The organism is Pseudomonas sp. Ors-4-3C (genome assembly GCF_055755035.1).
Genome location: NZ_CM146900.1, coordinates 2,610,630 through 2,634,722, shown reverse-complemented (window position 1 = coordinate 2,634,722; position 24,093 = coordinate 2,610,630). Strand labels below are relative to the sequence as shown.

25 protein-coding genes and 3 tRNA genes are annotated in these 24,093 nt (G+C 59.0%); 9 read left to right on the top strand and 19 right to left on the bottom strand.

Annotation, left to right across the window (positions count from 1 at the left end; all coding sequences use genetic code 11):
* Nucleotide 1: 1 nt before the first annotated feature.
* The 5 genes from ACVHNU_RS11790 to ACVHNU_RS11770 all read right to left on the bottom strand — a co-directional run bounded on the left by ACVHNU_RS11790 (nt 2) and on the right by ACVHNU_RS11770 (nt 5,336).
* Nucleotides 2-1,024, bottom strand: coding sequence for an ABC transporter permease (locus tag ACVHNU_RS11790; RefSeq protein ID WP_201137476.1), 1,023 nt, complete (start codon nt 1,022-1,024; stop codon nt 2-4).
* On the bottom strand, nt 1,024-2,085 hold the full coding sequence (locus ACVHNU_RS11785; RefSeq protein WP_003225430.1) for a microcin C ABC transporter permease YejB: 1,062 nt from the start codon (nt 2,083-2,085) through the stop codon (nt 1,024-1,026). The genes ACVHNU_RS11790 and ACVHNU_RS11785 overlap by 1 nt, the downstream gene beginning before the upstream one ends.
* Nucleotides 2,085-3,953: an extracellular solute-binding protein gene (locus ACVHNU_RS11780; protein ID WP_473019801.1), complete on the bottom strand. Its 1,869-nt coding sequence runs from the start codon at nt 3,951-3,953 to the stop codon at nt 2,085-2,087. The genes ACVHNU_RS11785 and ACVHNU_RS11780 overlap by 1 nt, the downstream gene beginning before the upstream one ends.
* A 135-nt stretch (nt 3,954-4,088) precedes the next feature.
* Nucleotides 4,089-4,370 (bottom strand): peptidylprolyl isomerase, encoded by a 282-nt coding sequence (locus ACVHNU_RS11775; RefSeq protein WP_007912303.1) that lies wholly within the window; start codon nt 4,368-4,370, stop codon nt 4,089-4,091.
* Between the two features lie 96 nt (nt 4,371-4,466).
* A complete protein-coding gene (locus tag ACVHNU_RS11770) occupies nt 4,467-5,336 on the bottom strand; it encodes an esterase/lipase family protein (RefSeq protein WP_473019800.1) in 870 nt (289 codons plus the stop codon).
* A gap of 337 nt (nt 5,337-5,673) precedes the next feature.
* Here ACVHNU_RS11770 and ACVHNU_RS11765 point away from each other — a divergent pair, with 337 nt between their 5' ends.
* Nucleotides 5,674-6,852 carry a hypothetical protein gene (locus tag ACVHNU_RS11765; protein WP_473019799.1) on the top strand — a complete coding sequence of 393 codons (1,179 nt, stop codon included), beginning with the start codon at nt 5,674-5,676 and terminating at the stop codon, nt 6,850-6,852.
* Between the two features lie 67 nt (nt 6,853-6,919).
* On the opposite strand, the gene ACVHNU_RS11760 is transcribed toward ACVHNU_RS11765, so the two are convergent.
* The gene (locus ACVHNU_RS11760) at nt 6,920-7,984 is read right to left on the bottom strand and encodes a 3-deoxy-7-phosphoheptulonate synthase (RefSeq protein ID WP_473019798.1); all 1,065 of its coding nucleotides are present in this window, start codon (nt 7,982-7,984) and stop codon (nt 6,920-6,922) included.
* Nucleotides 7,985-8,602: 618 nt separating this feature from the next.
* On the opposite strand from ACVHNU_RS11760, the gene ACVHNU_RS11755 reads away from it, so the two are divergent.
* The 8 genes from ACVHNU_RS11755 (at nt 8,603) to ACVHNU_RS11720 (ending at nt 13,529) form a co-directional block, all read left to right on the top strand.
* The gene (locus tag ACVHNU_RS11755) at nt 8,603-9,364 is read left to right on the top strand and encodes a carbon-nitrogen hydrolase family protein (protein ID WP_473019797.1); all 762 of its coding nucleotides are present in this window, start codon (nt 8,603-8,605) and stop codon (nt 9,362-9,364) included.
* Complete coding sequence (locus ACVHNU_RS11750; protein ID WP_226499216.1) at nt 9,361-9,804, top strand: GNAT family N-acetyltransferase; 444 nt, start codon at nt 9,361-9,363, stop codon at nt 9,802-9,804. The genes ACVHNU_RS11755 and ACVHNU_RS11750 overlap by 4 nt, the downstream gene beginning before the upstream one ends.
* 127 nt (nt 9,805-9,931) lie before the next feature.
* On the top strand, nt 9,932-10,573 hold the full coding sequence (gene gacA / locus ACVHNU_RS11745) for a response regulator transcription factor GacA (RefSeq protein ID WP_024012761.1): 642 nt from the start codon (nt 9,932-9,934) through the stop codon (nt 10,571-10,573).
* Between the two features lie 2 nt (nt 10,574-10,575).
* Complete coding sequence (gene uvrC, locus ACVHNU_RS11740; RefSeq protein WP_473019796.1) at nt 10,576-12,399, top strand: excinuclease ABC subunit UvrC; 1,824 nt, start codon at nt 10,576-10,578, stop codon at nt 12,397-12,399.
* Nucleotides 12,400-12,431: 32 nt separating this feature from the next.
* Nucleotides 12,432-12,992, top strand: a complete 561-nt coding sequence (gene pgsA / locus ACVHNU_RS11735; RefSeq protein ID WP_003225417.1) for a CDP-diacylglycerol--glycerol-3-phosphate 3-phosphatidyltransferase — start codon at nt 12,432-12,434, stop codon at nt 12,990-12,992.
* A 60-nt stretch (nt 12,993-13,052) separates the two neighbouring features.
* Nucleotides 13,053-13,128: transfer RNA gene (locus ACVHNU_RS11730), tRNA-Gly, on the top strand.
* 46 nt (nt 13,129-13,174) lie between these two features.
* Nucleotides 13,175-13,248: transfer RNA gene (locus tag ACVHNU_RS11725), tRNA-Cys, on the top strand.
* A 194-nt stretch (nt 13,249-13,442) separates the two neighbouring features.
* Nucleotides 13,443-13,529, top strand: a tRNA-Leu gene (locus ACVHNU_RS11720).
* A gap of 232 nt (nt 13,530-13,761) precedes the next feature.
* Here ACVHNU_RS11720 and ACVHNU_RS11715 read toward each other — a convergent pair.
* The 13 genes from ACVHNU_RS11715 to ACVHNU_RS11655 form a co-directional block, all read right to left on the bottom strand.
* On the bottom strand, nt 13,762-14,538 hold the full coding sequence (locus tag ACVHNU_RS11715; protein ID WP_473019795.1) for a hypothetical protein: 777 nt from the start codon (nt 14,536-14,538) through the stop codon (nt 13,762-13,764).
* 97 nt (nt 14,539-14,635) lie between these two features.
* Nucleotides 14,636-14,854: a hypothetical protein gene (locus ACVHNU_RS11710; protein WP_045122476.1), complete on the bottom strand. Its 219-nt coding sequence runs from the start codon at nt 14,852-14,854 to the stop codon at nt 14,636-14,638.
* Between the two features lie 340 nt (nt 14,855-15,194).
* A complete protein-coding gene (locus ACVHNU_RS11705; protein WP_003225415.1) occupies nt 15,195-15,356 on the bottom strand; it encodes a hypothetical protein in 162 nt (53 codons plus the stop codon).
* 278 nt (nt 15,357-15,634) lie between these two features.
* Entirely contained in the window at nt 15,635-16,141 is a 507-nt protein-coding gene (gene msrA / locus ACVHNU_RS11700; RefSeq protein WP_473019794.1) for a peptide-methionine (S)-S-oxide reductase MsrA, read from the bottom strand.
* 206 nt (nt 16,142-16,347) lie between these two features.
* Entirely contained in the window at nt 16,348-16,632 is a 285-nt protein-coding gene (locus tag ACVHNU_RS11695; protein ID WP_003225413.1) for a hypothetical protein, read from the bottom strand.
* A gap of 107 nt (nt 16,633-16,739) precedes the next feature.
* Nucleotides 16,740-16,970 carry a hypothetical protein gene (locus tag ACVHNU_RS11690; protein WP_003225412.1) on the bottom strand — a complete coding sequence of 77 codons (231 nt, stop codon included), beginning with the start codon at nt 16,968-16,970 and terminating at the stop codon, nt 16,740-16,742.
* A 122-nt stretch (nt 16,971-17,092) separates the two neighbouring features.
* Complete coding sequence (locus ACVHNU_RS11685) at nt 17,093-17,323, bottom strand: hypothetical protein (protein ID WP_003225411.1); 231 nt, start codon at nt 17,321-17,323, stop codon at nt 17,093-17,095.
* Nucleotides 17,324-17,393: 70 nt separating this feature from the next.
* Nucleotides 17,394-19,019: an ABC-F family ATP-binding cassette domain-containing protein gene (locus ACVHNU_RS11680; RefSeq protein ID WP_473019793.1), complete on the bottom strand. Its 1,626-nt coding sequence runs from the start codon at nt 19,017-19,019 to the stop codon at nt 17,394-17,396.
* A 146-nt stretch (nt 19,020-19,165) separates the two neighbouring features.
* Nucleotides 19,166-20,194 (bottom strand): DNA topoisomerase IB, encoded by a 1,029-nt coding sequence (locus tag ACVHNU_RS11675; protein WP_473019792.1) that lies wholly within the window; start codon nt 20,192-20,194, stop codon nt 19,166-19,168.
* 69 nt (nt 20,195-20,263) lie between these two features.
* Nucleotides 20,264-21,343, bottom strand: a complete 1,080-nt coding sequence (gene modC / locus ACVHNU_RS11670; protein ID WP_473019791.1) for a molybdenum ABC transporter ATP-binding protein — start codon at nt 21,341-21,343, stop codon at nt 20,264-20,266.
* A gap of 3 nt (nt 21,344-21,346) precedes the next feature.
* Nucleotides 21,347-22,027: a molybdate ABC transporter permease subunit gene (gene modB / locus ACVHNU_RS11665; protein ID WP_003225407.1), complete on the bottom strand. Its 681-nt coding sequence runs from the start codon at nt 22,025-22,027 to the stop codon at nt 21,347-21,349.
* Nucleotides 22,028-22,795: a molybdate ABC transporter substrate-binding protein gene (gene modA, locus ACVHNU_RS11660; protein ID WP_003225406.1), complete on the bottom strand. Its 768-nt coding sequence runs from the start codon at nt 22,793-22,795 to the stop codon at nt 22,028-22,030. It lies immediately after the preceding gene.
* A gap of 169 nt (nt 22,796-22,964) precedes the next feature.
* Nucleotides 22,965-24,029: an NAD(P)H-dependent flavin oxidoreductase gene (locus tag ACVHNU_RS11655; RefSeq protein WP_473019790.1), complete on the bottom strand. Its 1,065-nt coding sequence runs from the start codon at nt 24,027-24,029 to the stop codon at nt 22,965-22,967.
* Between the last annotated feature and the right edge of the window lie 64 nt (nt 24,030-24,093).

Below are 24,093 nucleotides of genomic sequence, written 5' to 3'. Positions count from 1 at the left end.
TTCAGGATCGAGGGTCGAACGCGTCACGTAACGCTTCGCCGATGAACACCAGTAAAGAAAGAATCAGCGCCAAAGTGAAAAACGCCGTCAGCCCGAGCCATGGCGCTTGCAGGTTTTGTTTGCCCTGACCGATCAGTTCGCCCAGCGAAGCACTGCCGGCGGGCATGCCGAAACCAAGGAAGTCGAGGGCGGTGAGAGTGGAAATCGCCCCGGTCAGAATGAACGGCAAGTAACTCAGCGTCGCGTTCATCGCATTGGGCAGGATGTGCCGGAAAATCACTTTGCGGTCAGTCAGGCCCAACGCGCGAGCCGCTTTGACATATTCCAGGTTACGTCCGCGCAGAAACTCCGCGCGCACCACATCCACCAGTGCCAGCCACGAAAACAGCGCCATGATCCCCAGCAGCCACCAGAAATTCGGCTCGACGAAACCGGACAGAATGATCAGCAGATACAGCACCGGCAATCCGCTCCAGACCTCCAGCACGCGTTGCCCGAGCAGATCGACCCAGCCGCCGTAATAACCTTGCAGAGCGCCGGCGGCGATGCCAATCAACGCGCTGATAGCGGTCAGCATCAGGGCAAACAGGATCGACACCCGGGCGCCGAAAATCACCCGCGCCAACACATCGCGCGCCTGATCGTCGGTGCCCAGCCAGTTGACCCTGGAGGGCGGGCTCGGCGCGGGTTGGTTGAGATCGTAGTTGGGGGTGTCCTCGCTGAACGGGATCGGCGGGAACAGCAGCCAGCCACCGTCCTTGCGGATCAGGTTCTGCACATACTCACTGCGGTAATCGGCCTGGAACGGCAGTTGCCCGCCAAACTCCTGCTCGGTGTAGCGCTTGAAAACCGGGAAGTAGAGTTGGTTTTGATAGCTGACGACCAGCGGTTTGTCGTTGGCGATCAGTTCACCACCAAGGCTGAGCAGGAACAGGCCGATAAACAGCCACAACGACCACCAGCCTCGGCGGTTTTTCTTGAATCGTGCAAAACGGCGACGGCCCAGAGGCGAGAGCTTGAACATCAGGCGTTCCTCGCGGCGAAGTCGATACGTGGGTCGACCAGGGTGTAGCACAAGTCGCCGATCAGTTTTATCAGCAGGCCGAACAGGGTGAAGATGAACAGCGAGCCGAACACCACCGGATAGTCCCGGGAAACCGCCGCTTCGTAGCTCATGCGGCCGAGGCCGTCGAGGGAAAAGATCACTTCGATCAGCAGCGAACCGGCAAAAAACACGCTGATAAACGCCTGCGGAATTCCCGAAACCACCAGCAGCATCGCGTTGCGGAACACGTGGCCGTAAAGCACACGGCGTTCGCTCAAGCCTTTGGCGCGTGCGGTGACCACATATTGTCGGGTGATTTCATTGAGGAACGAGTTCTTGGTGAGGATCGTCAGCGTGGCGAAACCACCGATGACCAGTGCCGTCACCGGCAACACCAGATGCCAGAAGTAATCGGCGATCTTGCCCAGGGTCGACAGCGATTCGAAGTTGTCGGAGACCAGCCCGCGCACCGGAAACCAGTTCAATGATGTGCCACCGGCAAACACCACGATCAGGAACATCGCGAACAGAAACGCCGGCATCGCGTAGCCAATGATGATCGCAGTGCTGCTCCAGATATCGAAATGGCTGCCGTGATGCACCGCCTTGCGGATGCCCAGCGGGATCGACACCAGATAGGTGATCAGCGTCGCCCACAGGCCGAGGGAAATGGTCACCGGCATTTTTTCCAGAATCAGGTCGGTGACCGTCGCGCCGCGGAAAAAGCTTTTGCCAAAATCCAGCTGCGCGTAGTTCTTGAGCATCAGCCACAGGCGTTCATGCGCCGGTTTGTCGAAACCGTACTGTTTTTCGATGTCCTTGATCAGTTGCGGATCGAGGCCACGGCTGGCACGCGAGGTGCTGCTCATGGTCTCGCTGGAACTGCCGCCGACACTGGCACCGCCGATCCCTTGCAGATGAGCGATGGCCTGTTCGACCGGGCCGCCGGGTGCCGCTTGAATGATCACGAAATTGACCAGCAGAATGATCACCAGCGTCGGAATGATCAGCAGCAGGCGCCGCAGAATGTATGCCCACATCAGTGCGGTCCTCCGGGTCTGCCACGGCCGATTTTTGCGGCGGTCATCTGCTGGTTGGTCAGCGGCGTACTGCTGATTTCCCACCAGCTCTCGATCGCTTCGTCATTGCTGGCCTGTATCGCCGGCATGCCGAAACGGTTCCACCACACGGTGGAGGTGCCCGGCGGGTAATAATTGGGAATCCAGTAGTAATTCCATTGCAACACCCGGTCCAAGGCGTGGGCGTAGTGCAGCATGTCGCTTTGGGTCGAGGCGCGGATCAGGCCATTGATCAAGGTGTCGACCGCCGGATTCTTCAGCACCATATAGTTGTTGGCGCCGGGGTCGTTGGCCGAAATCGAACCGAAGTAATTGAGCAACTCGCCACCCGGAGACGTGGTGACCGGGTAGCCGGTGACGATCATGTCGTAGTCGCGGCTCATCAGGCGATTGACGTATTGCGAGGAGTCGATACGGCGGATATTCAGGTCGATGCCGATCTGTTTCAGCGTGCGCTTGTAAGGCAGGAGCAGACGGTCCATGCCGTTCTGGCTGACCAGAAAGGTGAAACTTAACGGCTCGCCCTCGGCGTTGACCAATTGGTCGCCATCAGGTTTCCAGCCAGCCTGTTCCAGCAATTGCAGGGCTTGCAGTTGCTTGTCGCGGATCAAACCGCTGCCATCGGTTTTCGGCGCTTCGAAGACCTGGGTGAACACCTCTTCTGGAATTTGCCCGCGCAACGGTTCGAGGATTTTCAGCTCGGCGGCATCCGGCAACTCGCGGGCTGCCAGTGCGGAGTTGGAGAAGTAGCTCTGCTGGCGGATGTACATGTTGCGCATCATCTGCCGGTTGCTCCACTCGAAATCCCAGAGCATCGCCAGCGCCTGGCGTACCCGACGATCCTGAAACATCGGTTTCTGCAGGTTGAATACAAAGCCCTGGGCCGATTGCGGGGCTTCGGTGGCGAGGTGGGCTTTCTGCAAGCGGCCGTCACTCAGCGCGGGGCTGTCGTAGCCGATCGAATAGCCGGTCGCGGAAAACTCACGGTTGTAGTCATAGGCACCGCCGCGCAATACCTGACGGGCGACATCGGTGTCGCCGAAATACTCGATGCTGAAGTGATCGAAGTTATACAGGCCGCGACTGACCGGTAGATCCTTGCCCCACCAGTCGGGGTTGCGTTCAAAGGTGATGCTGCGTCCGGAGTCGACCTTGCCGACCCGATACGGGCCGCTGCCCAGTGGCGGTTCATAACCACCACCGCCGGCGAAGTCGCGGGTTTTCCACCAGTGCTCGGGGAATACCGGCAGGGTGGCGATGTCCAGCGGCAAGGTGCGGTTTTCACTGCTCTTGAAAACGAAACGCACGGTCAGCGGCGCTTCCACTTCCACGCCTTTGACGTCGGCGAACTGCGTGCGATAACGCAGGCTGCCCTGGGTCATCAACAGGTCATAGGTGTAACGCACGTCTTCGGCAGTGATCGGTTTGCCGTCAGCGAAGCGTGCCTTGGGATTGATGAAGAAACGCAGCGACAGGCCATCCTCCGAGCGCTCCATCTTTTGCGCCACCAGGCCGTAGACCGTGTAAGGCTCATCCATCGAGCGCTGGGCCAGAGGCGAGTACAGCATGCCGTCGATCTGGGTGACGCCGATGCCTTTGTCTATATAAGGCAGGATGTGATCGAAATGCCCGATCTCTATCGCCGAGCGGCGCATGGTGCCGCCCTTGGGGGCCTGCGGGTTGGTGTAGTCGAAATGGCTGAAACCGGCCGGGTATTTGGCGGGTTCGCCATAGACGGTCAAAGCGTGTTGCGGGGTGGCGTCCACACCAGTGGAGCCCAACAACAGGGCCACGGCAGTGAACAGCAAAGTCGGGAAAGCCAGTCGCATTGTCAGCCTTAAAGCCGGGTGATCGATAAGCGCAATTTGTACGCGAGCGGCGCGTCAGTCGCCAGCCGTATCCTGTAACCAAAACACAACGGCCCACCAAAAGGCGGGCCGTGGCACAGCAAACCGGACGCGGGATCAGTCCTGGCGGCTGGTGACTTCGAGCAGGTGATAACCGAACTGGGTCTTCACCGGGCCTTGCACGACGTTGATCGGCGCGCTGAAGACCACGGTGTCGAATTCCTTGACCATCTGGCCAGGACCGAACGAGCCCAGGTCGCCGCCCTGACGGCTGGACGGGCAGGTAGAGTTGGCCTTGGCGACTTCGGCGAAATCAGCACCGCCTTCGATCTGGGCCTTGAGTTCGTTGCACTTGTCTTCGCTGGAAACCAGGATGTGGCGGGCAGTGGCTTTAGCCATGGGGAAACTCTCCAATCTATTTCAGTAAAGTGTGGAGCCTACCGGATTCAGTAAGCGATTTCTCGGCAAAGTTCCACTCGGCTTATTGGCGTATGTCTACAGTTGTGCGGCTTTCAGGCGCAGAGCGTGCTCGACGTAGAGTTCGACGGGATCAGGGGCGGGGTTTAGTAAGCCGTCTGGTCGCCGCAGGGTAGCGAGGTGGTTGAAGGGGTAGTCGGAGCGGATGACCGAGCCCAAATGCGAGCTGTAGCGGCCCACGAAACCATCGTTCTGTCCGGCTTCCGCGACGAAATGGCCGGACAACGCCCGGCAGACGGCATTTACCGGATCAAGCGGCGCAAGCCATCCTTCCTGCAGCGTGCCGCTCCAGGAGTAGTAGTGAACGTCATTGACCCGTTCCGCGCCTTGGCCGCCCCAGGTAGAAGGCAGGCCTTGAGGATACTTCTTGTTGAATTGGCTGACCGCCTGTGTGGTCAGGGCGTTCAGCGCTGCCACGGCATTCTGCGGCAGGGTCGGTTGACCACTGAGTAGCGAGAGGAAATCAGCGAACCGGGTCGCCACTTGCTCTGCCACCTGCTCCGGCAGGCTCCCCGGAATCAGTGCCTGGCGCAACGTGTCCGCCAGTTCCGAACCGTGGTTGGGCCCACTGACCGACGTGACCGAGGCGACCTTGTGCGGTGCCACTGCTGCGGCGAAACGGCTGGCCAGCGCACCTTGGCTATGTCCAATCAGGTTGACCCTGGCGGCCCCGGTGCCCTGCAGGACCCGTTCAATCTGCAGCAGCAGTTGCTGGCCACGAACTTCGTTGTCATGGGCCGCGGAGAGTTGCGGGACAAACACTTGTCCACCTGCCTCCCTCAGTACTTGCTTGACATCATGAAAAAGCTCGAAACGGCCGATACGGTCAAACCCGAACAGGCCATGGACCAAAAGGATGGGGTAGCGGGTTGTCGCATTCCGTTGCATATTCCTGCCTCTTTTGCAGATGCTTGTCAGTGGTTGGTGCGTGCCACTGTAAAACAGGCCTACGGGTTGGCGATGTCTGAAAAATCCTCGGAGTGAAAGGGAATCTGGACTAAAAATGGTGCGAATTTTCGTTTCTGCTTGAGGGGCTAGTCGGAACATTTGGCAATCTTTTGCCGCGTATCGACAGATTCGTCGCTGTCTGCCTACGTCAGACGGTGTGTTTGCCTCGGGGGTGCGGGGCTTTGGGCTGACTTCGCCGATTCGCTGGATGAGGTTCAATGGATTTCGTTCGACGCTGCCTTGATGGCAGCGTTCTATCCAAGGAATGGAGCTGCGAATGTCTATCTACGAAGTCACTAGCGAGTCTTGTGCAATGCCGCCGGCAAACATTGTCCCCCTGTCGGTTGCCACCGAAGGAGGCGGCCATCTGAGCTTGAAGGTGGACGGTGAAAATTTCGAATTCAGCTATCGACCGGCGTCTGCACCCGCTTCATCGCCGGCCTTGGACCTGTCCGCCCCGACGGTCGAGGTGTTGGAGGGCGGGATGCTTGATCCTTCTCTGAGTCATGCATTCGTCAGGATTGCGCCTTACCCGGACATGATGTGCGGCGACAAACTGGTGCTGAGCTGGCGAGGTCTCGATGACGAAGGGTTGGCTTATAGCCATGAGGCCACCCGCTCGGTAAGTGAAGGCCAGGTGGGCGAGGAAATCGTCTTTGTCATAAAAGGTCTGCACATTGCGCCGCTGGAGCGCGGTTCGCTGGAGCTTTACTGGACGCTGCATAGCGTTGCACTGCCTCAGCCGGTGTCATCCCGTCGCCTGCAACTGGATGTGGGCGATCCAGAGCCTGAGCTGCTTGCACCGATCATTGAAGAAACAGTGGGCGGGACGCTCGATCCGTCCCGTGTTCCACAGGGTACAAGTGTCACTGTGCGCCCCTATGCCCGGATGGCGCCCGGCGACCGGATCAGCCTGTCCTGGCAAGGCGCGGAGGGAGCGCCGGCATTCAGTGATGTGTTGACCGTAGAGCCGTTTGCCGTTGGTGAAGCGCTGTCTTTCTGGATAAACGCCGATTGCATCGCAGCCCATTCCACACAAGAGGTGAGCGTCAGTTACCGGGTCGAATCAGCAGCGGCGCAGGTAAGGAAGTCTGCGAACTCGCGAATTCTGATCGCGCCGTTGATTCGAGGGGATCTCGCGGCGCCGCAGGTGCTGGAAGCGCAAGACGGTGAGCTGGAAGCGGCAGATGCGGTAGACGGGGTTACTGTGGTGATCGGCGATGCCCAGGCCGAGGAGGGAGAACTGGTGTACCTGAAATGCGATGGCGAGTATTTCAGTCATCGCGATGACCGGGACATCACTCGGGAGAACGCTGGGCAACCTTTGGTGTTCATCGTGCCGTACCGCTTCTGGCGCGAGCATCGGGAAACCGTGGTGCAGGTGTCGTATTCGGTGGAGCGACTGGATGATGCCAGTCAGGCTTCCGGCGTTGCCCGGGTCCGAGTACGGGCGTAACTCTGGATTGAGCGATGATCCGACCTTTGCGGGTTACTGATTCAACCCGCAAAGGCTGTTCTGAGCGTCAGGCTTTCAGTCGTTTGGCTGCGTTCGACAGCAACTGCTCCGTCGCGCCGAACCCCAGGCAACCATCGGTGACGGATATGCCATAACGCAGGGCGGGGCTCAAAGGCTGGCAGCCCTCGAACAGATGGGACTCGATCATCATGCCGATCAAGGAGCGATCACCTTGCAGCCGTTGCTCGAGTACCTCGTTGAACACGTCGGGCTGGCGCAGTGGATCCTTGCCGCTGTTGGCGTGGCTGCAATCGACCATGATTCGGCTCGGAATCTTCAAGCGATTCAGGTCGGCATGTACCCGGGCGACGCTTTCGCGATCGTAGTTCGGGCCTTGATGACCACCGCGCAGTACCAGATGAGTGTCGGGGTTGCCCGGTGTCTGAATGATCACCGGGTGCCCTTGGCTGTCGACGCCGAAGTGTCGATGTGGATGGGCTGCCGAACGCATGGCATCGACGGCTACGGTTACGCCACCGTCGGTACCGTTCTTGAAACCGACGGGCATGCTCAGGCCGCTGGCCATTTCCCGGTGGATCTGCGACTCGGTGGTGCGTGCGCCGATGGCAACCCAACTGAGCAGGTCGTCGAAGTAGCCGGCAGCCATTGGCTGCAGCAACTCGGTAGCGATAGGCAGTCCCAGACGGATCATTTCAAGCATCAATTCACGCGACAGGGTCAGGCCGGCGGCCATGTCATCGCTGCCGTCCAGGTGTGGGTCGTAGGCAAGACCTTTCCAGCCAACGGTGGTGCGTGGTTTTTCGACGTAGGCGCGCATCACCAGCAGCATTTCGTTGCTGACTTCATGGGCCAGGCGGGAAAGCTTTTCCGCGTATTCGAGTGCGGAGCGTGGATCGTGAATCGAGCAGGGGCCGACGACGACCAGCAGGCGATGGTCTTCGCCATTGAGAATCGCGCGGACCGCCTGGCGATGGGCTGCGACTTGCTGGGCGAGGGCATTGCTCAGGGGCAATTGCTGTTTGAGCTGCAACGAGCTGGGCAGACGCAGGGTCAGTGCTTCGTTGGCAGAGTTCAGGGTGGTCAGTGGCAGAGCAGAAACAGACGAGTTCATATTCGGAATTCCTGGGCTGGCGGCGGGTGCTTCCCGCTCACTCGGCCCTACTGGGGTGTTCGACAATTGGCCGGATTGGCTGCGTGTGTGTGCTTGCCACCTGTGGGTGACCGATCGGAGGCGGCAGGCTGTCCCGAGCGGAGGCTGCTAAATCGCCAGGCGGTAAAAGTGTCGTAACGGTAATAAGTGGCGTAGTTCATGTCGTGATTCCTCAAAGTGTCTGGTGTGTTGCTGAAAAAGTTATGGGCCTGAAAAAACAAAACCCCCGGTCGGGAGGCCGACCGGGGGTTGAGAATTCTCTGGTAGGCGACCCGTTTTTATGGGCGCCGTGTGGGTATCAGGCGCGCCAGTGGCTAAACCAATACCCAAAATAAAAGCTCGCTGGAGCGCAAACGTCATTCGCCCGGGCAGCCGCAACCGAGCGCAGGGCGCTAGCGGAACGAAGCTGTGAGAGGGCGTTGAACATGGTCTGTCTCCGATGAATGCGCCGAGCTTACTAGAGGCCCATATGCCTGAGCAATCAGAAATTGCTATTGCTCATTCAAGGCGTTACCTATCGCTTGAGTGCCACGGACGTTGTGACACACTGCGTGTTTTGCATCACTCAAGGGATGAATAATGTCGACGTTCACCATCGCTGCCGCCCAATCGTTTTCCGTTGCTGGTGATCTGGCGGCAAACATCACCCGTCATTTGCGTTTCATGGCCACGGCGGCGGAGCAGGGCGTCGAGCTGCTGGTGTTCCCGGAGTTGTCGTTGACAGGCTACGAAGGCCAGATTGCCGCAGACCTGGCAATCGATCCGCAGGATCCGGTGCTGCAACCCTTGCGCGATTGCGCTCGCGAGCTTGGGCTGAGCGCCGTCGTCGGCATGCCGATTCGCCAGAAGGGCAGTCCGCAGGTATTGATCGGCGCTCTGACGTTAGGCAAAGACGGCTCTCTAGAGGTTTACAGCAAACAGCATTTGCACAGCGGCGAAGAGCTTTTCTATGCCCCAGGGACTGGTGGTTCGACCTTGCGCATAGGTCGCGACACCGTCGCGCTCGCGGTCTGCGCTGATTTTTCCCACTCCAGCCACGCGGCAGCGGCCGCCGGTGCTGGCGCCGACCTGTACGCAGCAGGCGTGCTGATTGGCGAAAAAGGCTATGGCGTGGATAGCGCAATACTGCAGGGCTATGCCCAAAGCCACTCAATGGCGGTGCTGATGGCCAATCACGCCGGGCTAACAGGTGGATGGCAGTCGGCGGGGCGCAGCGCGGTCTGGTCTGAAAACGGGGCGCTGGTCATCGCCGCGCCAGGCCCAGGTGAACTCCTGGTGATCGCTCGACGTGATGCTGGCGAATGGATTGGGCGGACAGTCCCTGTGACGGTGGGGCAATGACCTACCATTTGCGTCGCGCTGAGCCGGATGATCGGGAATTTGCCCGCGAACTGACGTGCCGGAACATGCTGCGCTATTACATTGAGCACGATTTGCTGTGGCAGGACGAAGCGTTCGATGTTGCCTGGGATGGGCGGGACAACTGGCTGATCATTCTTGATGAAGTTCTCTTGGGTTTTTTCAGCCTCAGTCGGGATCGTCGGGCGCTGTACATCCGCGAGCTGCAAATAACCGAGGCCTTTCGCAGGCAGGGCGCAGGATCCTGGGCGATTGATCAGGTTATCGCCATGGCCCGCACCGAAGGACTTCCGGCGCTGCGTCTGACAGTATTCAAAAATAATCCGGCACAAAGCCTGTATAAGAGAAAGGGCTTGATCAGGTGTGGCGAGGACGAGTGTTTCCTGAGGATGCAGCTCGATTTCGGTACACCTGTGCTCTGAAACCCACGGCCGGCAAGCCCTCGATGATGAATTGAAACTTTTTAAATGATGCTTGCCGCTAGGTCTGTCTGGCACTTTTTGCTAAGGTGTCCGGCATCCCAATAAGACCATATCGCGAGGTGTCTGCTTGATTAGGGTGCTAGTGGTCGATGACCATGATCTCGTTCGTACAGGCATTACACGTATGCTGGCCGATATCGATGGCTTGCAGGTGGTTGGACAGGCCGAGTCCGGGGAAGAATCCCTGATCAAGGCCCGTGAGTTGAAACCCGATGTAGTCCTGATGGACGTCAAGATGCCCGGTATTGGTGGCCTTGAGGCCACGCGCAAGCTGCTGCGCAGTCATCCGGACATCAAGGTCGTCGCTGTCACTGTGTGCGAGGAAGATCCATTTCCTACGCGCCTGCTGCAGGCGGGCGCCGCCGGCTACCTGACCAAGGGCGCTGGATTGCCGGAGATGGTCCAGGCCATCCGACTGGTGTTTGCCGGGCAGCGTTACATCAGTCCGCAGATTGCCCAGCAACTGGCGATCAAGTCGTTCCAGCCAACCAACGATTCACCTTTTGATGCCTTGTCCGAACGGGAAATCCAGATCGCGTTGATGATTGTCGGCTGCCAGAAGGTGCAGATCATCTCCGACAAACTCTGCCTGTCGCCGAAAACGGTGAACACCTATCGCTACCGGATCTTCGAAAAGCTGTCGATCAGCAGCGACGTTGAGCTGACGCTGTTGGCAGTACGCCACGGCATGGTTGATGCCAGCGCCTGATCATGACTGAAGCATTTGATCCCGGCGCCTTTCTGGCGACTGTCAGTGGGCGTCCCGGCGTCTATCGCATGTTCGACAGCGAGGCGCGCCTGCTGTACGTAGGCAAGGCCAAGAACCTGAAGAAGCGCCTTGCCAGCTATTTTCGCAAGACCGGGCTGGCGCCGAAAACCGCTGCGCTGGTCGGGCGTATCGCGCAGGTCGAAACCACCATCACCGCCAACGAAACCGAGGCGTTGCTGCTTGAACAGACGCTGATCAAGGAGTGGCGGCCGCCGTACAACATTCTGTTGCGCGATGATAAGTCCTACCCTTATGTGTTTCTGTCTGACGGCCAGTTCCCACGCCTGAGCATCCACCGTGGTGCGAAGAAGGCCAAGGGCAAGTATTTCGGCCCGTATCCGAGCGCCGGGGCCATTCGCGAAAGCCTCAGCCTGCTGCAAAAGACCTTTTTCGTCCGCCAGTGCGAAGATAGTTACTACAAGAATCGCACTCGCCCGTGCCTTCAATATCAGATCAAGCGCTGCAAGGCGCCTTGTGTCGGCCTTGTCGAACCAGAGGTCTACGCCGAGGATGTGCGCCATTCGGTGATGTTTCTCGAGGGGCGCAGTCATGCGCTGACCAATGAACTGTCCACGGCAATGGAAGAGGCGGCGATCAATCTTGAATTCGAGCGTGCCGCCGAGTTGCGTGACCAGATTGCCTTGCTGCGCCGGGTCCAGGATCAGCAAAGCATGGAAGGCGGCACGGGCGACATCGATGTCATTGCAGCCTTCGTCAATCCAGGTGGTGCCTGTGTTCATCTGATCAGCGTGCGCGGCGGACGAGTTCTGGGCAGCAAGAACTTCTTTCCTCAGGTCGGTATCGAGGAGGAGGTTGCCGAAGTCATGGCGGCGTTCCTCGGTCAATATTTCATCAGCAGTCCGGAACGCGACCTGCCGAGCGAGTTGATCGTCAACGTAGTTCCTGAAGACGCCACCGCCCTGATCGGAGCGATCCATGAGCTACGTGGTCGTGAACTGAGCATCAGTCACCGGGTGCGTGGCACCCGGGCTCGCTGGCAGCAGTTGGCAGTCACCAATGCCGAGCAGGCGCTGGGTGCACGCCTGGCCAATCGTCAACACACGGCTGCACGCTTCGATGCGCTGGCTGAAGTGCTGAATCTGGATGAGCCACCGCAGCGACTTGAGTGCTATGACATCAGTCACTCCAGTGGTGAGGCTACTGTCGCTTCCTGTGTGGTGTTCGGCCCGGAAGGCGCGATCAAATCCGACTATCGTCGTTACAACATTGAGGGCGTCACTGCGGGCGATGACTATGCGGCCATGCATCAGGCCTTGACTCGCCGCTTCAGCAAACTGAAGGACGGGGAGGGCAAGCTGCCGGACATTCTGCTGGTGGACGGCGGCAAAGGTCAGTTGTCGATGGCGCGTGATGTGCTCAACGAATTGGCGGTGCCGGATCTGATCCTGCTGGGTGTGGCCAAGGGCGCAACACGCAAGGCGGGTTTCGAAACTTTGTATCTTAATGATGCAGCGCATGAGTTCACCTTGCGCGGAGATTCGCCGGCACTGCATCTGATACAGCAGATTCGCGACGAAGCTCACCGCTTCGCGATTACCGGCCACCGTGCGCGGCGGGGCAAGACCCGCCGCACGTCAACGCTGGAAGGCGTTGCGGGCGTCGGGCCAACTCGCCGTCGGGACTTGTTGAAACATTTTGGTGGATTGCAGGAGCTGTCTCGTGCAAGCATCGAAGAGATCGCCAAAGCACCGGGGATCAGTAAAAAGCTCGCAGAGTCGATTTATGCAAACCTGCATAGCGAGTAGAATGCCAACTCACCTCGTAGCCAGTTGTGCCGATGAATATCCCTAATCTGATTACCGTTCTCCGCGTCCTGCTCATACCGATCTTTATTTTGTTGTTTTACTTGCCTTACCAGTGGAGCTATATGGCTTCCGCCTCGGTATTCGCTTTTGCCGCGGCAACTGACTGGCTGGATGGCTACCTGGCCCGCCGCCTGGAACAAAGCACGCCGTTCGGTGCGTTTCTCGATCCGGTTGCTGACAAGTTGATGGTGGCGGTCGCGCTGGTACTTCTGGTGCAGGAACATGGCAACTTGTGGCTGACACTTCCCGCTGCCGTGATCATTGGCCGTGAGATCGTCGTATCGGCCTTGCGCGAATGGATGGCCGAACTCGGCGCTCGCGCGCATGTAGCGGTGTCCAATCTCGGCAAGTGGAAAACCGCGGCGCAAATGCTGGCGCTGGTGATCCTGCTGGCCAATCCGCGTGACTTCAGCTTCTGGGTCTTGCTGGGTTATGCCTTGCTGATGATCTCGGCGGGCCTGACATTGTGGTCGATGGTTCAATACCTGCGGGCCGCTTGGCCGCATCTCAAAACCGACGTTGAAAAGAAATAAAACTTTTTTGAATCAAAGGGTTGACGGGGCTTCTGAAATCTATAGAATGCGCCACACCAAGCGGGAATAGCTCAGTTGGTAGAGCACGACCTTGCCAAGGTCGGGGTCGCGAGTTCGAGTCTCGTTTCCCGCTCCAAGTTTGTACGCGGTTGTTGTTGTGCTACTAAACAGCGATCGTTTGAGGCCGAGTAGCAAAATGGTTATGCAGCGGATTGCAAATCCGCCTACGCCGGTTCGATTCCGACCTCGGCCTCCACTATAAACAAGCTCCGTAGATCCATGATTTACGGAGCTTTTTTATTTCCAGTGCGCTGCAAGATTTAGTCTTGAAATCAGCTACTGTGAACTTGCTTCACCGGGACGTGATGTATATATTTCCCGCTCTGCTTCGCAAGGCTCAACATTGTCAGGCGTGCTGGTCGACTGACATGAGCACTACACCGCGCTACCGCCCGAATGGCGAAACTGGTAGACGCATGGGACTTAAAATCCCCCGCTCGTAAGGGCGTGCCGGTTCGATTCCGGCTTCGGGCACCATCTAAAATCAAGGGTTTGCGGGCGAAAGCTGAGGCAAACCCTTGTTTGTTTCCGGTCCGCCATTTTGGACTTGATCAGCCATTTACCTTGCGGGCACGACCTTTTTGCCCTTGTGATTCAGCTGCTTCAACTCAGTTGCCCTCAGGCCATGTCAAATCTCCTGCGCAGACTTCCGCGCCATGATTTGATCAAGATGGCATTTAGAGCGGGTTCGGCCAGCGCACGAGGTTCTTCAGGCTGTGGGTTTGACACGGAAGGCCAAGTACACCGGCCCGAATGGGAAGGTACTGACTTCCAACTCGTCTAGAGGGGCGAGCGTACGGGTGCGGGTTCCGGCGTTGCTGTAGATCATGTGGCTGTTCGACACTGCAATGTTGATCTTTCCGGCGGCAGCCTGGATTAGTGTCGCCTTGAACCCTTCAATCACATCGTCACCAATCGTCAGCGTGACGTCTGTGTCGCTAATGACCAGGATCGACTTACCTGAATCCGCCATGGTCAGGGGCCTGCTGCTGGTGATAGAGACATTGGTGTGAACGTGGCCGCCGGCGTGGTAGCTGACCATCCTCGGGTCGGCGAAGACGCGTGCGAAGGAGCCGACATAATTCACACTGGCGCGCATGTCATCGAATTGCTCGATCACATAGGTGCCGATGCTGCCCGAGACTTCGCCATTGGGGTCCAGAACCCACTTTCGCCCTACCAACAGCCCGATCTGGGTGTTGGCGCGTACTCCTGCGCGCATTTCTTCGAGAAAAAGTTGGCTGATCTGACCGCCACCGTTGCCCTGAACATAGGTAAATCGTGCAATGGAGTGGCTGTCTCCAGTCGGGCTGCCTTGGGTGGTATCGACTCGATAGTCGACAAAGTCTGCCGATACAGTGGTGGTCGTTGTGTTGGTGTTAGGCGCCCAGGTGAAATCCAAGGCTCTTCCGGTTTTCACCTGCTCCAGCGAGGTGGTGGTCTGTGTGGTAGTAGTCGAGCCTGACTGCTTCAAATCATCGTTCATGATGCTCATCCTTAAGTGAAGTGCGGTAAGCCTGCTACTGAGCGGGGTTTTCATTCATCTGACAGGGGCAGGTGGAAGATTCGGACTGCGCCGGGGACTAAATGCGCAGGCTGTACCAAGCCAGGCAGACGGTCTCCAGTTCTTCTGTAAGACATGTCAATTCGTCGTGAGTGATCATTCCGGATATTTGTAGTGCCTGGTTAAAGCTGATCGAACTGCTCTTCAGCGCAAGAAGCTGAATTTCATCTCGGGCTTCGCTGAGATACCCGAAGTTTGAGCGTGCCATTGCCATGACGGTAATTGCTTCAGTGGGCATAGCCTATTCGATCAATCATTAAAAATGAGAGGTTGCCAGCTATTGTCGCTCTTTAGCCATCAACCAATTGGCAGGGTGTCAATAGCGTGACCCGATGCTTCGCGTCCAGGATGTTGCAATGCGTCTGCTGGAGCTACATTTCGACGATGTCGAGACCAGCATTGGTCATGCCCGTTGCGGACTCGACTGCTGAAGAGATTCTCCAGCAGGTGGATGGGAGGGGACTTAATCAGGTCGAGGTGATTACGTAAGCAAGGCCGCTTCACCCTCTTGAAAAATATTGTGCTGATTGGCAGGAAACAAAAAGCCCGGACGTATCCGGGCCTGTCAGAGGAATCACTCAGCGCGAATTTACTTCTTCCTGAGTCCGGGCAGACGCTCTTTCCCTACGCCGGCGAACCCAGCTGAAGAAAGCGTGAACCGGGTGTAAAAACGCTGCAAGCACGCACAGCAGCATGATGATGAAAATGGCGATCAGCGGGAGGCTTTCGTGCGAGAACATGGTGGGGTACTCCTGTAGGCACTATGTTGGAACCCGCAGGCTAGACGCATTGAGCCATGCTTGCGATGAACGTATGTTCATCCTCGGGCGCTTGAACTGTGCTAAGGAAGGACTCGCCAAAATGATCGATTCTGGAAGTGCGCAAACAGTCGTCGCGCAATCAACCATCGATCTTTTTTCAATACAGTAAGGTTTCGTAACGCGGTAAACCGGCGACGTTTGGCGCCGGCCTTGGTTAAGGCCAACGCCGTGCGTGGAATGATTAAGCAGGTGTCTTGTCAGCCGCGCTTTGGCAGTTTCCAGTTCGGGCGGATGAAGTGGCAGGTGTAGCCATTCGGTATCCGCTCCAGGTAGTCCTGATGCTCCGGTTCCGCTTCCCAGAACGGTCCGGCAGGTTCGATTTCGGTGACCACTCGGCCCGGCCAAAGACCAGAAGCGTCGACGTCGGCGGCGGTGTCCTCGGCGATGTCGCGTTGCTCGTCGCTGAGGTAATAAATCGCCGAACGATAGCTGGGGCCGAGATCGTTGCCTTGGCGGTCAGGCGTGCTGGGGTCGTGGATCTGGAAGAAGAACTCGAGGATCTGCCGGTAGCTGATCACGGCCGGGTCGAAGATGATTTCGATGGCCTCGGCGTGGTTGCCGTGGTTGCGGTAGGTGGCATTCGGCACCTCGCCGCCGGTGTAACCGACGCGGGTTTTCAGCACGCCAGGATAACGCCGCAGCAGGTCCTGCATGCCCCAGAAGCAGCCGCCGGCGAGAATCGCGGTTTCGGTTTGTCCGGTCATGATCTTTTTTGCCTCTCGGTGACTGTAGATACGGTTCTGGTTATGCGGGCGTGTTGGCTATTTGCAAGCCTGATTCAGGATTACGGGCTGCTCGATCCGGTGTTTTCAACAAAAAGCCCTGACGATAAGGCCAGGGCATTTATGGGTTCGAGCTGAATTCGGGCAGTTCACATCGAGTGATGTACTAAAGACACCACATCAAGCGGTTATACAAACGCTTGCCCGAAAAAGCCCCGTGGCAGGCGCTGCGGCCCAGCCAGCGCGGTCAGTCGTTCGATCCACTCCGTACGCCAGTTCGACGCGCCGTGGTCAGCCTTGGTGTGGCGAGCCGCGCGCCGTGCCGCATTGCGCTGGGTTTTGCGCGCTTCCTTGTAGGCATCGGTGTTGCGGCAGCTGCGGCATTTGACGCGATTGAGTTCCAGGCTCGAGGCAAGGTTGTTGCCCTTGTGACCACAAGCCAGATGTCCGTCTGTTTTGAAATGGATAACCATGAACAGTCTCCTGGGTGACGTGTACAGGTTATGACCCCTCACGGCAGCTGGGGTTCGCTGTATCGGCCAAGTGGTAGGCCAGGAGACTGTCGTTTATCGCTGTGCAATCATCTGAAGCGAGGCAACGGCCGTTCGACGGGTTCTAGCGAAGACAGAGTGCGGCGGATCAGCGGCGTGTCTTTTTCGATGTCGTTAAGGCGATCACGGATGCGCAGGGCGGTCGGGTGCCCGCCTTGATGATCGACCCAGTCGGCGATTTCCTTGCAGGCCGCGGCAAGGCGCGCCTGACGGGAGTCGAGCAGGGTGAGGAGGGTGGTGATGGACTCTTTTTCGGACATGGAACACCTCCGTTCAGACAAACCGTTGAGAGGCAGCAAAAAGCTCGCGGGTTGCGAGCTGTCTGCCGTTGGGGCGCTGGTCCGTCAGCTGCCTTGAGTATAGACCCCGCCTGTCAATTGCATCAGCCGGCTGTTTGGCGCGCCAGCATTGGCGAGCTGGCCGCATTGAGCCGTCGGCATTCGTGTCGGGCCTCTTCCTCAAGGTCGTAGCCATCACCGATGAAGCCGCCGGTGCGGGTATCGTTGATCCGAAACCAACTGCTGGCCTCGGCGGGTTCATGCTGGCTTTCCCCGGCGCGCCGGCCGTGAATGATGATCTTGTTGCAGCGCTTCACGACAAATATGTCTTCCATGGCGTCACCACAGCAAATGGGTGTCAGATCAACTATAGAAGCCGTGGCCGATCGTGCAAAAAATAGACAGTCAGTTCGTCGGTTGCAGCCGCCATCCCTCGCGGTTCCCATCCAGGCGATGCGTCGGCCTCAAGGCTTGCAGAAAGTCAGAATCGTGGGAAACCGCGACAATTGCACCGGGAAACGTCTGCAATGCCTGTTCGAAAGCTTGCACCGACGCCAGATCCAGATGATTGCTCGGCTCGTCGAGCAACAACAGTTGCGCGGGCGTCTTGCCCCACAATGCCACCGCCAGTGCGGCTTTCAGGCGTTCTCCACCGCTCAGTGAAACGCTCGGTCGGGTCACCCGTTGCGCGTCCAGTTGCAGATGAGCCAAGTGGCTGCGCAGTGCGCTTTCACTCAACGGGCTCTGCAGCGCGAGCAGTTGCTCGATGACGCTGAGACCGTCGTCCAGCAACTTCAGATGCTGGTCCAGATAAGCCACGGGAATATGGGTGATGCATTCGCCGCTGGCGGGATGCAGTTGGCCCGCGAGCAACCTGAGCAACGTCGATTTGCCGCAGCCGTTCGGACCATTGACGGCGACGCGCACAGGACCACTCAGCGTGAGATTGAACGGTTGCGTCGGTAGCCATGGCACACACGCATCAATCAGCGTACAGACCCTACGCGCGGCAGGCACTGAACTGCCGGGCAGGTTCATCAGCACCACATCGTCCGGGAGCACGTTGGCGTAGGCATCACGCACCTGCGCGTCGAGCTCCGATTTGCGCTGCTGATGACCATGCCGCACCTGGCCCATGATCTGCCTCGCGGCACCTTTGAGGCCTGCGCGCTCGAAACCCGAGACATTGGCGGTTCTGGCGTTGCGCAGTGAGCGGGCAGCATGGCGCTGGATGGTGTCGTGTTCGTTTTGCAAGCGCTGCTGCTCGCGCCGGCGCTCGGTTCTGCTTTGATCCAGCGTCGCTTGCGCCGCCGCCTGATGGATCTGTCGTTGCTGCTGGTAAGTGGAAAAATTGCCGCCGTACACCGTGGCACCCCGCGGCGTCAGCTCGACGATACGCTGCATGCGCTCAAGCAATTGGCGATCGTGGCTGATGACGATCAATCCGCCGCGCCAGTGCTCCAGCCTGTTCATCAGCCAGTCGCGGCCGGGGCCGTCGAGATGGTTGGTCGGTTCATCCAGCACCAACAGATGCGGCGGATTCAGAAATGCCCCGATCAACGCCAATCGCGCTTGCTGGCCGCCGCTCAGCGGTTGGGTCAAATCCGTGGGGGCGACGTCCGGCAGACCGGCGTCATCCAGCCATTGGCGCAGGCGTTCGGGCAGATCCCAGCGTTCGCCGAGGATGTCGAAATCTTTCGGCGACGCCTCGCCGCACTGCAACCGTTGCAATGCGCGAAGCGCGGTAGCGGTGCCCGTGGCGTCGGCCACGGTCTGTCCCGCGTCGGCGGTGAATGTTTGCGCCATATAGGCCAGGGGAACCGAGCAAGTCACGCTGCCGGCAGTCGGTTGCAAGTGTCCGGCAATCAGCTTGGCCAGCACGCTTTTACCGACGCCGTTGCGCCCGACTATTGCGGTGTGGGTGTGATCGAATTGCAGATTCAGCTCGTTGAAAATCGTCTCGCCATTAGCGAACTGAAAAGTCGTTTGATTCAGGGAGACGAGGGCAGGCGTACGCGAGACGTGAGTCATCGGCACCTCCGAAAAATGTCGTGAACACTGACAGGCGCTATTCAGCGCTTATCGCGATTACATTTTCAGAAGGCTTGATTGTTCACTTTCTGCGGTCGTCCTGAAGGGGGATAGGTGGCTAGCCTAGACCACCCATCCAGCGCAGATCAAGGCGCATCCATCATTTGCTCAAGAAACATCGCCAGCGCCACTTCCTCGGAGCGCAAGCCCTTGCGGACTCTCGGGCGTGGTAATTCGGCCAGCGCACCGAGCAGGAAACGCTCGACCACGGCCGGATGGATGTAGCACTTACGGCACACCGCCGGGGTGTTGCCCAATTGTTTGGAGACGCTCTTCACCATCTCCACCACATGCCGTTTCGCCTCGGTTTCCGACTCCCATTGCAGCTCGCGCAATACCGCCAGGGCCAGCGCACTGCCGGCCCAGGTTCGGTAATCCTTGGCAGTGAAGTCGGCGCCGGTGAGGGTTTGCAAGTAGGTGTTGACGTCGTGCGAGCTGACGGAGTGTCGCTCACCGTTTTCGTCCAGGTACTGGAACAGATTCTGTCCGGGGATTTCCAGGCAGCGCTTGATGATGCGCGCCAGACGTCTATCTTTCACGGTGATCTGGTGTTCGATGCCGCTTTTGCCGCGAAACTGGAACAGAATCGCGCTGCCGTTGACCTCGACATGCCGGCTGCGCAGGGTGGTCAGACCGTAGGAGCGGTTGTCCCGTGCGTACTGGGTATTGCCGACGCGGATCAGCGTGGCGTCGAGCAGCGTGATGACGGTGGCCATCACCTTGTCGCGACTGAAGCCGGGAGCATCCAGCAGCGTTTCAAGCTGTTTGCGCAGTTTTGGCAGCGCCAGGCCGAATTCACGCAAGCGCGAGTACTTGTCTGCATCGCGCACCTCGCGCCAGCGTGGGTGATAGCGATACTGCTTGCGGCCACGGGCATCGCGGCCAGTGGCCTGCAAATGGCCACGCGGATCGGCGCAGATCCACACGTCGGTGTAGGCCGGCGGCACTGCCAGCGAATTGATCCGTTTGATCTCATCAGGGTCGGTGATGCGCTGCCCGGCCGGATCGAAATAGGCGAACTTGCCGCGCAGTTTTTTGCGGGTCAGGCCGGGTTGGGTATCGTCGACGTAATGCAGGTCGGGTGGGAGCACGTCGGCTGGCGCGGTGTCGGGCATGGCAGTGTCCTTGGCGAATCGCTCTGTTACAGCGATTGACCGCGCACCATGGCCGTCGTGCCAACGAATTCAGGCCAGTACGGCGACGGCCTTGATCTGCGCCCACAAATGCTGGCCCGGGTGTATGCCGAGCTGATCCCGGGAAAACCGTGTGATCCGCGCCAGCAGCGGTGTGCCGCCGGCATCGAGACGAATCAGCACATGCGCGGCATTGTCCGCCGCAAGCTCGCTGACCACGGTCACCGGCAAGCGATTGAGGATGCTGCTGGCCTCGCTGTTGTGCAGGGCCAGACTGATGTCCCGCGCATGCACCTTGCAACGCAGGGCTTGGCCGACTGCCATTGGCGCGTGAGTCACGCGGATGTTCATGGCGGTGGCCGGCAATTGCAGGCTGAGCAACTGGTACTCGGCATCGTAGGCGCTGACCTGGCCTTCGATGATCACCCCGGCGTCATCGCCCATCGCCATTGGCAGATCCAGCCGGGCGAGGGTTTCGCCAATCGGGCCGCTGGCCAGGGACTTGCCGTCGCTGAGCAACACCAGATGATCGGCCAGGCGAGCCACTTCATCTTGCGCGTGGCTGACGTAGAGCACTGGAATCTCCAGCTCATCGTGCAGACGTTGCAGGTACGGCAGGATTTCGTTTTTGCGTTGGCTGTCGAGGGCGGCCAGCGGCTCATCCATCAGCAACAGTTTCGGGCTGGTCAACAGTGCGCGGGCGATGCCGACACGCTGGCGTTCGCCGCCGGACAGGTGCTGCGGATGGCGCTCCAGCAAATGGCCGATGCCCAGCAGTTCGGTGGCCTGCGCCATGTCGACCCGACGCTGGGCCTTGGCGATGCGTTTGAGGCCGAACTGCAGGTTGGCCAGTACCGACAGGTGCGGAAACAGACTCGCTTCCTGAAACACATAACCGATTGAACGTTTGTGCGGCGGGACAAAAATTCGTCGCTCGCTGTCCTGCCAGACTTCGTCGTTGACCTTGATAAAACCCTGTTCGGCCCGCTCAAGACCGGCGATACAACGCAGGCAGGTGGTCTTGCCTGAGCCGGAATGACCGTAGAGTGCGGTCACGCCGCGTCCCGGCAAATGCAGATCGACATCCAGGCTGAAACCCGAATAAGCGATTTTCAGACGTGCATCAATCATTGATCAGCTCCAGCCCGCGCGGGTCTTGCGGCTGGAGTAGAGCGCCAGCAACACCAGAAACGAAAACACCAGCATCGCCCCGGCCAGCCAATGGGCCTGGGCATATTCCATGGCCTCGACATGGTCGTAGATTTGCACCGAGACCACTCGGGTCTTGTCGGGAATGTTGCCGCCGATCATCAGCACGACGCCGAATTCACCGACGGTGTGCGCGAAGCCGAGGATCGCCGCGGTCACGAAACCGGGGCGGGCCAAAGGCAGGATCACGCTGAAAAAAGTGTCCCATGGATTGGCGCGCAACGTTGCGGCCACTTCCAGTGGGCGGGTGCCGATCGCCGAGAACGCGTTTTGCAACGGTTGCACCACAAACGGCATGGAATAGATCACCGAACCGATCACCAGCCCGGTGAAGCTGAAAGTCAGGGTGCCCAGGCCCAGCCACTGAGTGAAATGGCCGAGAAAGCCGTTGGGCCCCATCGCCAGCAGCAGATAGAAGCCGATCACGGTCGGCGGCAGTACGAGGGGCAGGGCGACGATTGCGCCGATGGGGCCGCGCAGCCAGGAACGGCTGCGCGACAACCACAGGGCAATCGGAGTGCCGACGACCAGCAGGATAGCGGTGGTCAGGGACGCCAGTTTCAGGGTCAGCCAGATCGCCGCGAAGTCGGCACTCGTCAGCGACATTTAGAGCTGGTAACCGTAGGACTTGATCACCGCAGCGGCTTTCGGGCCTTTGAGGTATTCAACCAAGGCTTTGGCGGCGGCGCTGTCCTTGCCTTTGTTCAGAATCACCGCATCCTGTTTGATCGGGTCATGCATGCTCGCTGGAACGATCCACGCCGAACCGCTGGTGACCTTGCCGTCCTTGTAGATCTGCGACAGCGCCACGAAGCCCAGTTCAGCGTTGCCGGTGGACACGAACTGATAGGCCTGAGTGATGTTCTGGCCTTCGACGATCTTGGCTTTGGTCGCCTCAGTCAGCTTGAGTTTTTCCAGCACCTGAGTGGCTGCCAGGCCATATGGCGCGGCTTTCGGATTGGCGATGGACAGGTGCTGGTATTCGTTTTTCTTCAGGACTTCACCCTTCGAATCGACGTAACCTTCTTTCGCCGACCACAGTGCCAGGGTGCCGATGGCGTAGGTGAAGCGCGAGCCTTTGACGGTGTCGCCTTCGGTTTCCAGTTTTGCCGGAGTGGTGTCGTCAGCCGAGAGGAACACTTCGAACGGTGCGCCGTTCTTGATCTGGGTATAGAACTGACCGGTGGCACCGTAGGCGGCGACCAGTTTGTGCCCGGTGTCTTTTTCGAAATCGGCAGCAATTGCCTGGATCGGTGCTGTGAAGTTGGCGGCAACCGCCACCTGCACTTCATCAGCCTGAGCGGCGCCGAAAGCGAATACCGCCAGCAGGGAAGCCAGGCAGGTTGGGGCAAAACGTGAGGCACGAATGGTCATGTAACAGCTCCGTTATGGGCGAGTGCAGAGGGCAGTTATTGTTGTGGGTGGACTGCACCGATGCGAGGGGGTGAAACGCTATATAGCGAAATATATAGCGAAATGCCGCTAAACAGGAAGTGCTGTTGTATACAGGATGAAGCTATGACACGCCTCACCCCGGATCGGATCAGCGACGGACCAATTTTTCCAGCGCGCCTTGCGCCAGTTCCTGGGTCAGTTCGGCGCTGCTCAGCTCCTTGCCCAGCGGGAATGCCTGACCGGCCCAGAGGTTACTGAATTGCGCTTCACTTTTGGCGCGCAATGGCATCAGCGCCCCGCCAGCCAGCGGGAACGCCGGGGCGATGGGCGACATCGGCCCGATTTCGCGCATCACCCGATTGAGAATGCCGCGAGCCGGACGGCCGGTGAACAGGTTGGTCATCGCGGTTTCACTTTCCTTGGCGGTACGCAGCGCCTGGTGATGCGAGGCGCTGACTTTCGCTTCCGGGGTGAACAGATACGCGGTGCCGACCTGTACCGCTGACGCGCCGAGCAGCAACGCCGCGGCCACACCGCGCGCATCGGCGATGGCCCCGGCAGCGATCACCGGCACCTTCACCGCATCAACGATCTGCGGAGCCAGAGCAAAGGTGCCGACCTGGCTGCTCAGGTCATCGCTGAGAAACATCCCGCGATGCCCGCCAGCCTCGTAACCCATGGCGATGATCGCGTCGCAACCGTTTTGCTCAAGCCACACCGCTTCATCGACAGTGGTAGCGGACGAAAGGATTTTCGCACCCGTGGCCTTGACCCGATCCAGCAAGGATTTCTCCGGCAGACCAAAGTGAAAACTCACCACTTCCGGGCGAAACTCGTCCAGCACTTCGCACGCTGCCGCATCGAATGGCGCCCGGTTGGAAACCGGTGTCGGTGCGTCGAAATCGACACCCAGTTCGCGGTAGTACGGCTCCAGCAGATTTTTCCAGTCTTGCGCGAGCTGTTCATTGGCGGCCGGTGGCTGGTGGCAGAAGAAATTGACGTTGAACGGCTTGCGAGTGTGCTCGCGAATGGTCTTCAGCTCTTCGCGCAACTGCTCGATGCTCAGCATCGCGGCTGGCATCGAACCCAAGCCGCCGGCGTTGCACACGGCGATCACCATGGACGAGTTCGTGGCACCGGCCATCGGGGCCTGGATGATCGGCAGCTCGATGCCGAGCAGGTCAAGGATGCGGGTGTCAGGCCATTGGCTCATGGAAGCGGTTCTCCGAACGATGAAGCGGGGCAGGGACGGCAGAACCGGTTTTTTAACAGCTAAG

What these genes read in the sequence shown, in the direction of transcription:
- ACVHNU_RS11750 (WP_226499216.1), top strand. Translation starts at nt 9,361, where the DNA reads ATGACCTACCATTTGCGTCGCGCTGAGCCGGATGATCGGGAATTTGCC.
- ACVHNU_RS11675 (WP_473019792.1), bottom strand. Translation starts at nt 20,194, where the DNA reads ATGCCCGACACCGCGCCAGCCGACGTGCTCCCACCCGACCTGCATTAC.
- ACVHNU_RS11790 (WP_201137476.1), bottom strand. Translation starts at nt 1,024, where the DNA reads ATGTTCAAGCTCTCGCCTCTGGGCCGTCGCCGTTTTGCACGATTCAAG.
- modC (WP_473019791.1), bottom strand. Translation starts at nt 21,343, where the DNA reads ATGATTGATGCACGTCTGAAAATCGCTTATTCGGGTTTCAGCCTGGAT.
- ACVHNU_RS11755 (WP_473019797.1), top strand. Translation starts at nt 8,603, where the DNA reads ATGTCGACGTTCACCATCGCTGCCGCCCAATCGTTTTCCGTTGCTGGT.
- ACVHNU_RS11655 (WP_473019790.1), bottom strand. Translation starts at nt 24,029, where the DNA reads ATGAGCCAATGGCCTGACACCCGCATCCTTGACCTGCTCGGCATCGAG.
- ACVHNU_RS11770 (WP_473019800.1), bottom strand. Translation starts at nt 5,336, where the DNA reads ATGCAACGGAATGCGACAACCCGCTACCCCATCCTTTTGGTCCATGGC.
- modA (WP_003225406.1), bottom strand. Translation starts at nt 22,795, where the DNA reads ATGACCATTCGTGCCTCACGTTTTGCCCCAACCTGCCTGGCTTCCCTG.
- ACVHNU_RS11705 (WP_003225415.1), bottom strand. Translation starts at nt 15,356, where the DNA reads ATGTTCTCGCACGAAAGCCTCCCGCTGATCGCCATTTTCATCATCATG.
- ACVHNU_RS11690 (WP_003225412.1), bottom strand. Translation starts at nt 16,970, where the DNA reads ATGTCCGAAAAAGAGTCCATCACCACCCTCCTCACCCTGCTCGACTCC.
- msrA (WP_473019794.1), bottom strand. Translation starts at nt 16,141, where the DNA reads ATGACCGGACAAACCGAAACCGCGATTCTCGCCGGCGGCTGCTTCTGG.
- ACVHNU_RS11785 (WP_003225430.1), bottom strand. Translation starts at nt 2,085, where the DNA reads ATGTGGGCATACATTCTGCGGCGCCTGCTGCTGATCATTCCGACGCTG.
- ACVHNU_RS11780 (WP_473019801.1), bottom strand. Translation starts at nt 3,953, where the DNA reads ATGCGACTGGCTTTCCCGACTTTGCTGTTCACTGCCGTGGCCCTGTTG.
- uvrC (WP_473019796.1), top strand. Translation starts at nt 10,576, where the DNA reads ATGACTGAAGCATTTGATCCCGGCGCCTTTCTGGCGACTGTCAGTGGG.
- ACVHNU_RS11760 (WP_473019798.1), bottom strand. Translation starts at nt 7,984, where the DNA reads ATGAACTCGTCTGTTTCTGCTCTGCCACTGACCACCCTGAACTCTGCC.
- ACVHNU_RS11775 (WP_007912303.1), bottom strand. Translation starts at nt 4,370, where the DNA reads ATGGCTAAAGCCACTGCCCGCCACATCCTGGTTTCCAGCGAAGACAAG.
- ACVHNU_RS11765 (WP_473019799.1), top strand. Translation starts at nt 5,674, where the DNA reads ATGTCTATCTACGAAGTCACTAGCGAGTCTTGTGCAATGCCGCCGGCA.
- pgsA (WP_003225417.1), top strand. Translation starts at nt 12,432, where the DNA reads ATGAATATCCCTAATCTGATTACCGTTCTCCGCGTCCTGCTCATACCG.
- ACVHNU_RS11680 (WP_473019793.1), bottom strand. Translation starts at nt 19,019, where the DNA reads ATGACTCACGTCTCGCGTACGCCTGCCCTCGTCTCCCTGAATCAAACG.
- ACVHNU_RS11695 (WP_003225413.1), bottom strand. Translation starts at nt 16,632, where the DNA reads ATGGTTATCCATTTCAAAACAGACGGACATCTGGCTTGTGGTCACAAG.
- modB (WP_003225407.1), bottom strand. Translation starts at nt 22,027, where the DNA reads ATGTCGCTGACGAGTGCCGACTTCGCGGCGATCTGGCTGACCCTGAAA.
- ACVHNU_RS11685 (WP_003225411.1), bottom strand. Translation starts at nt 17,323, where the DNA reads ATGGAAGACATATTTGTCGTGAAGCGCTGCAACAAGATCATCATTCAC.
- ACVHNU_RS11715 (WP_473019795.1), bottom strand. Translation starts at nt 14,538, where the DNA reads ATGAACGATGATTTGAAGCAGTCAGGCTCGACTACTACCACACAGACC.
- ACVHNU_RS11710 (WP_045122476.1), bottom strand. Translation starts at nt 14,854, where the DNA reads ATGCCCACTGAAGCAATTACCGTCATGGCAATGGCACGCTCAAACTTC.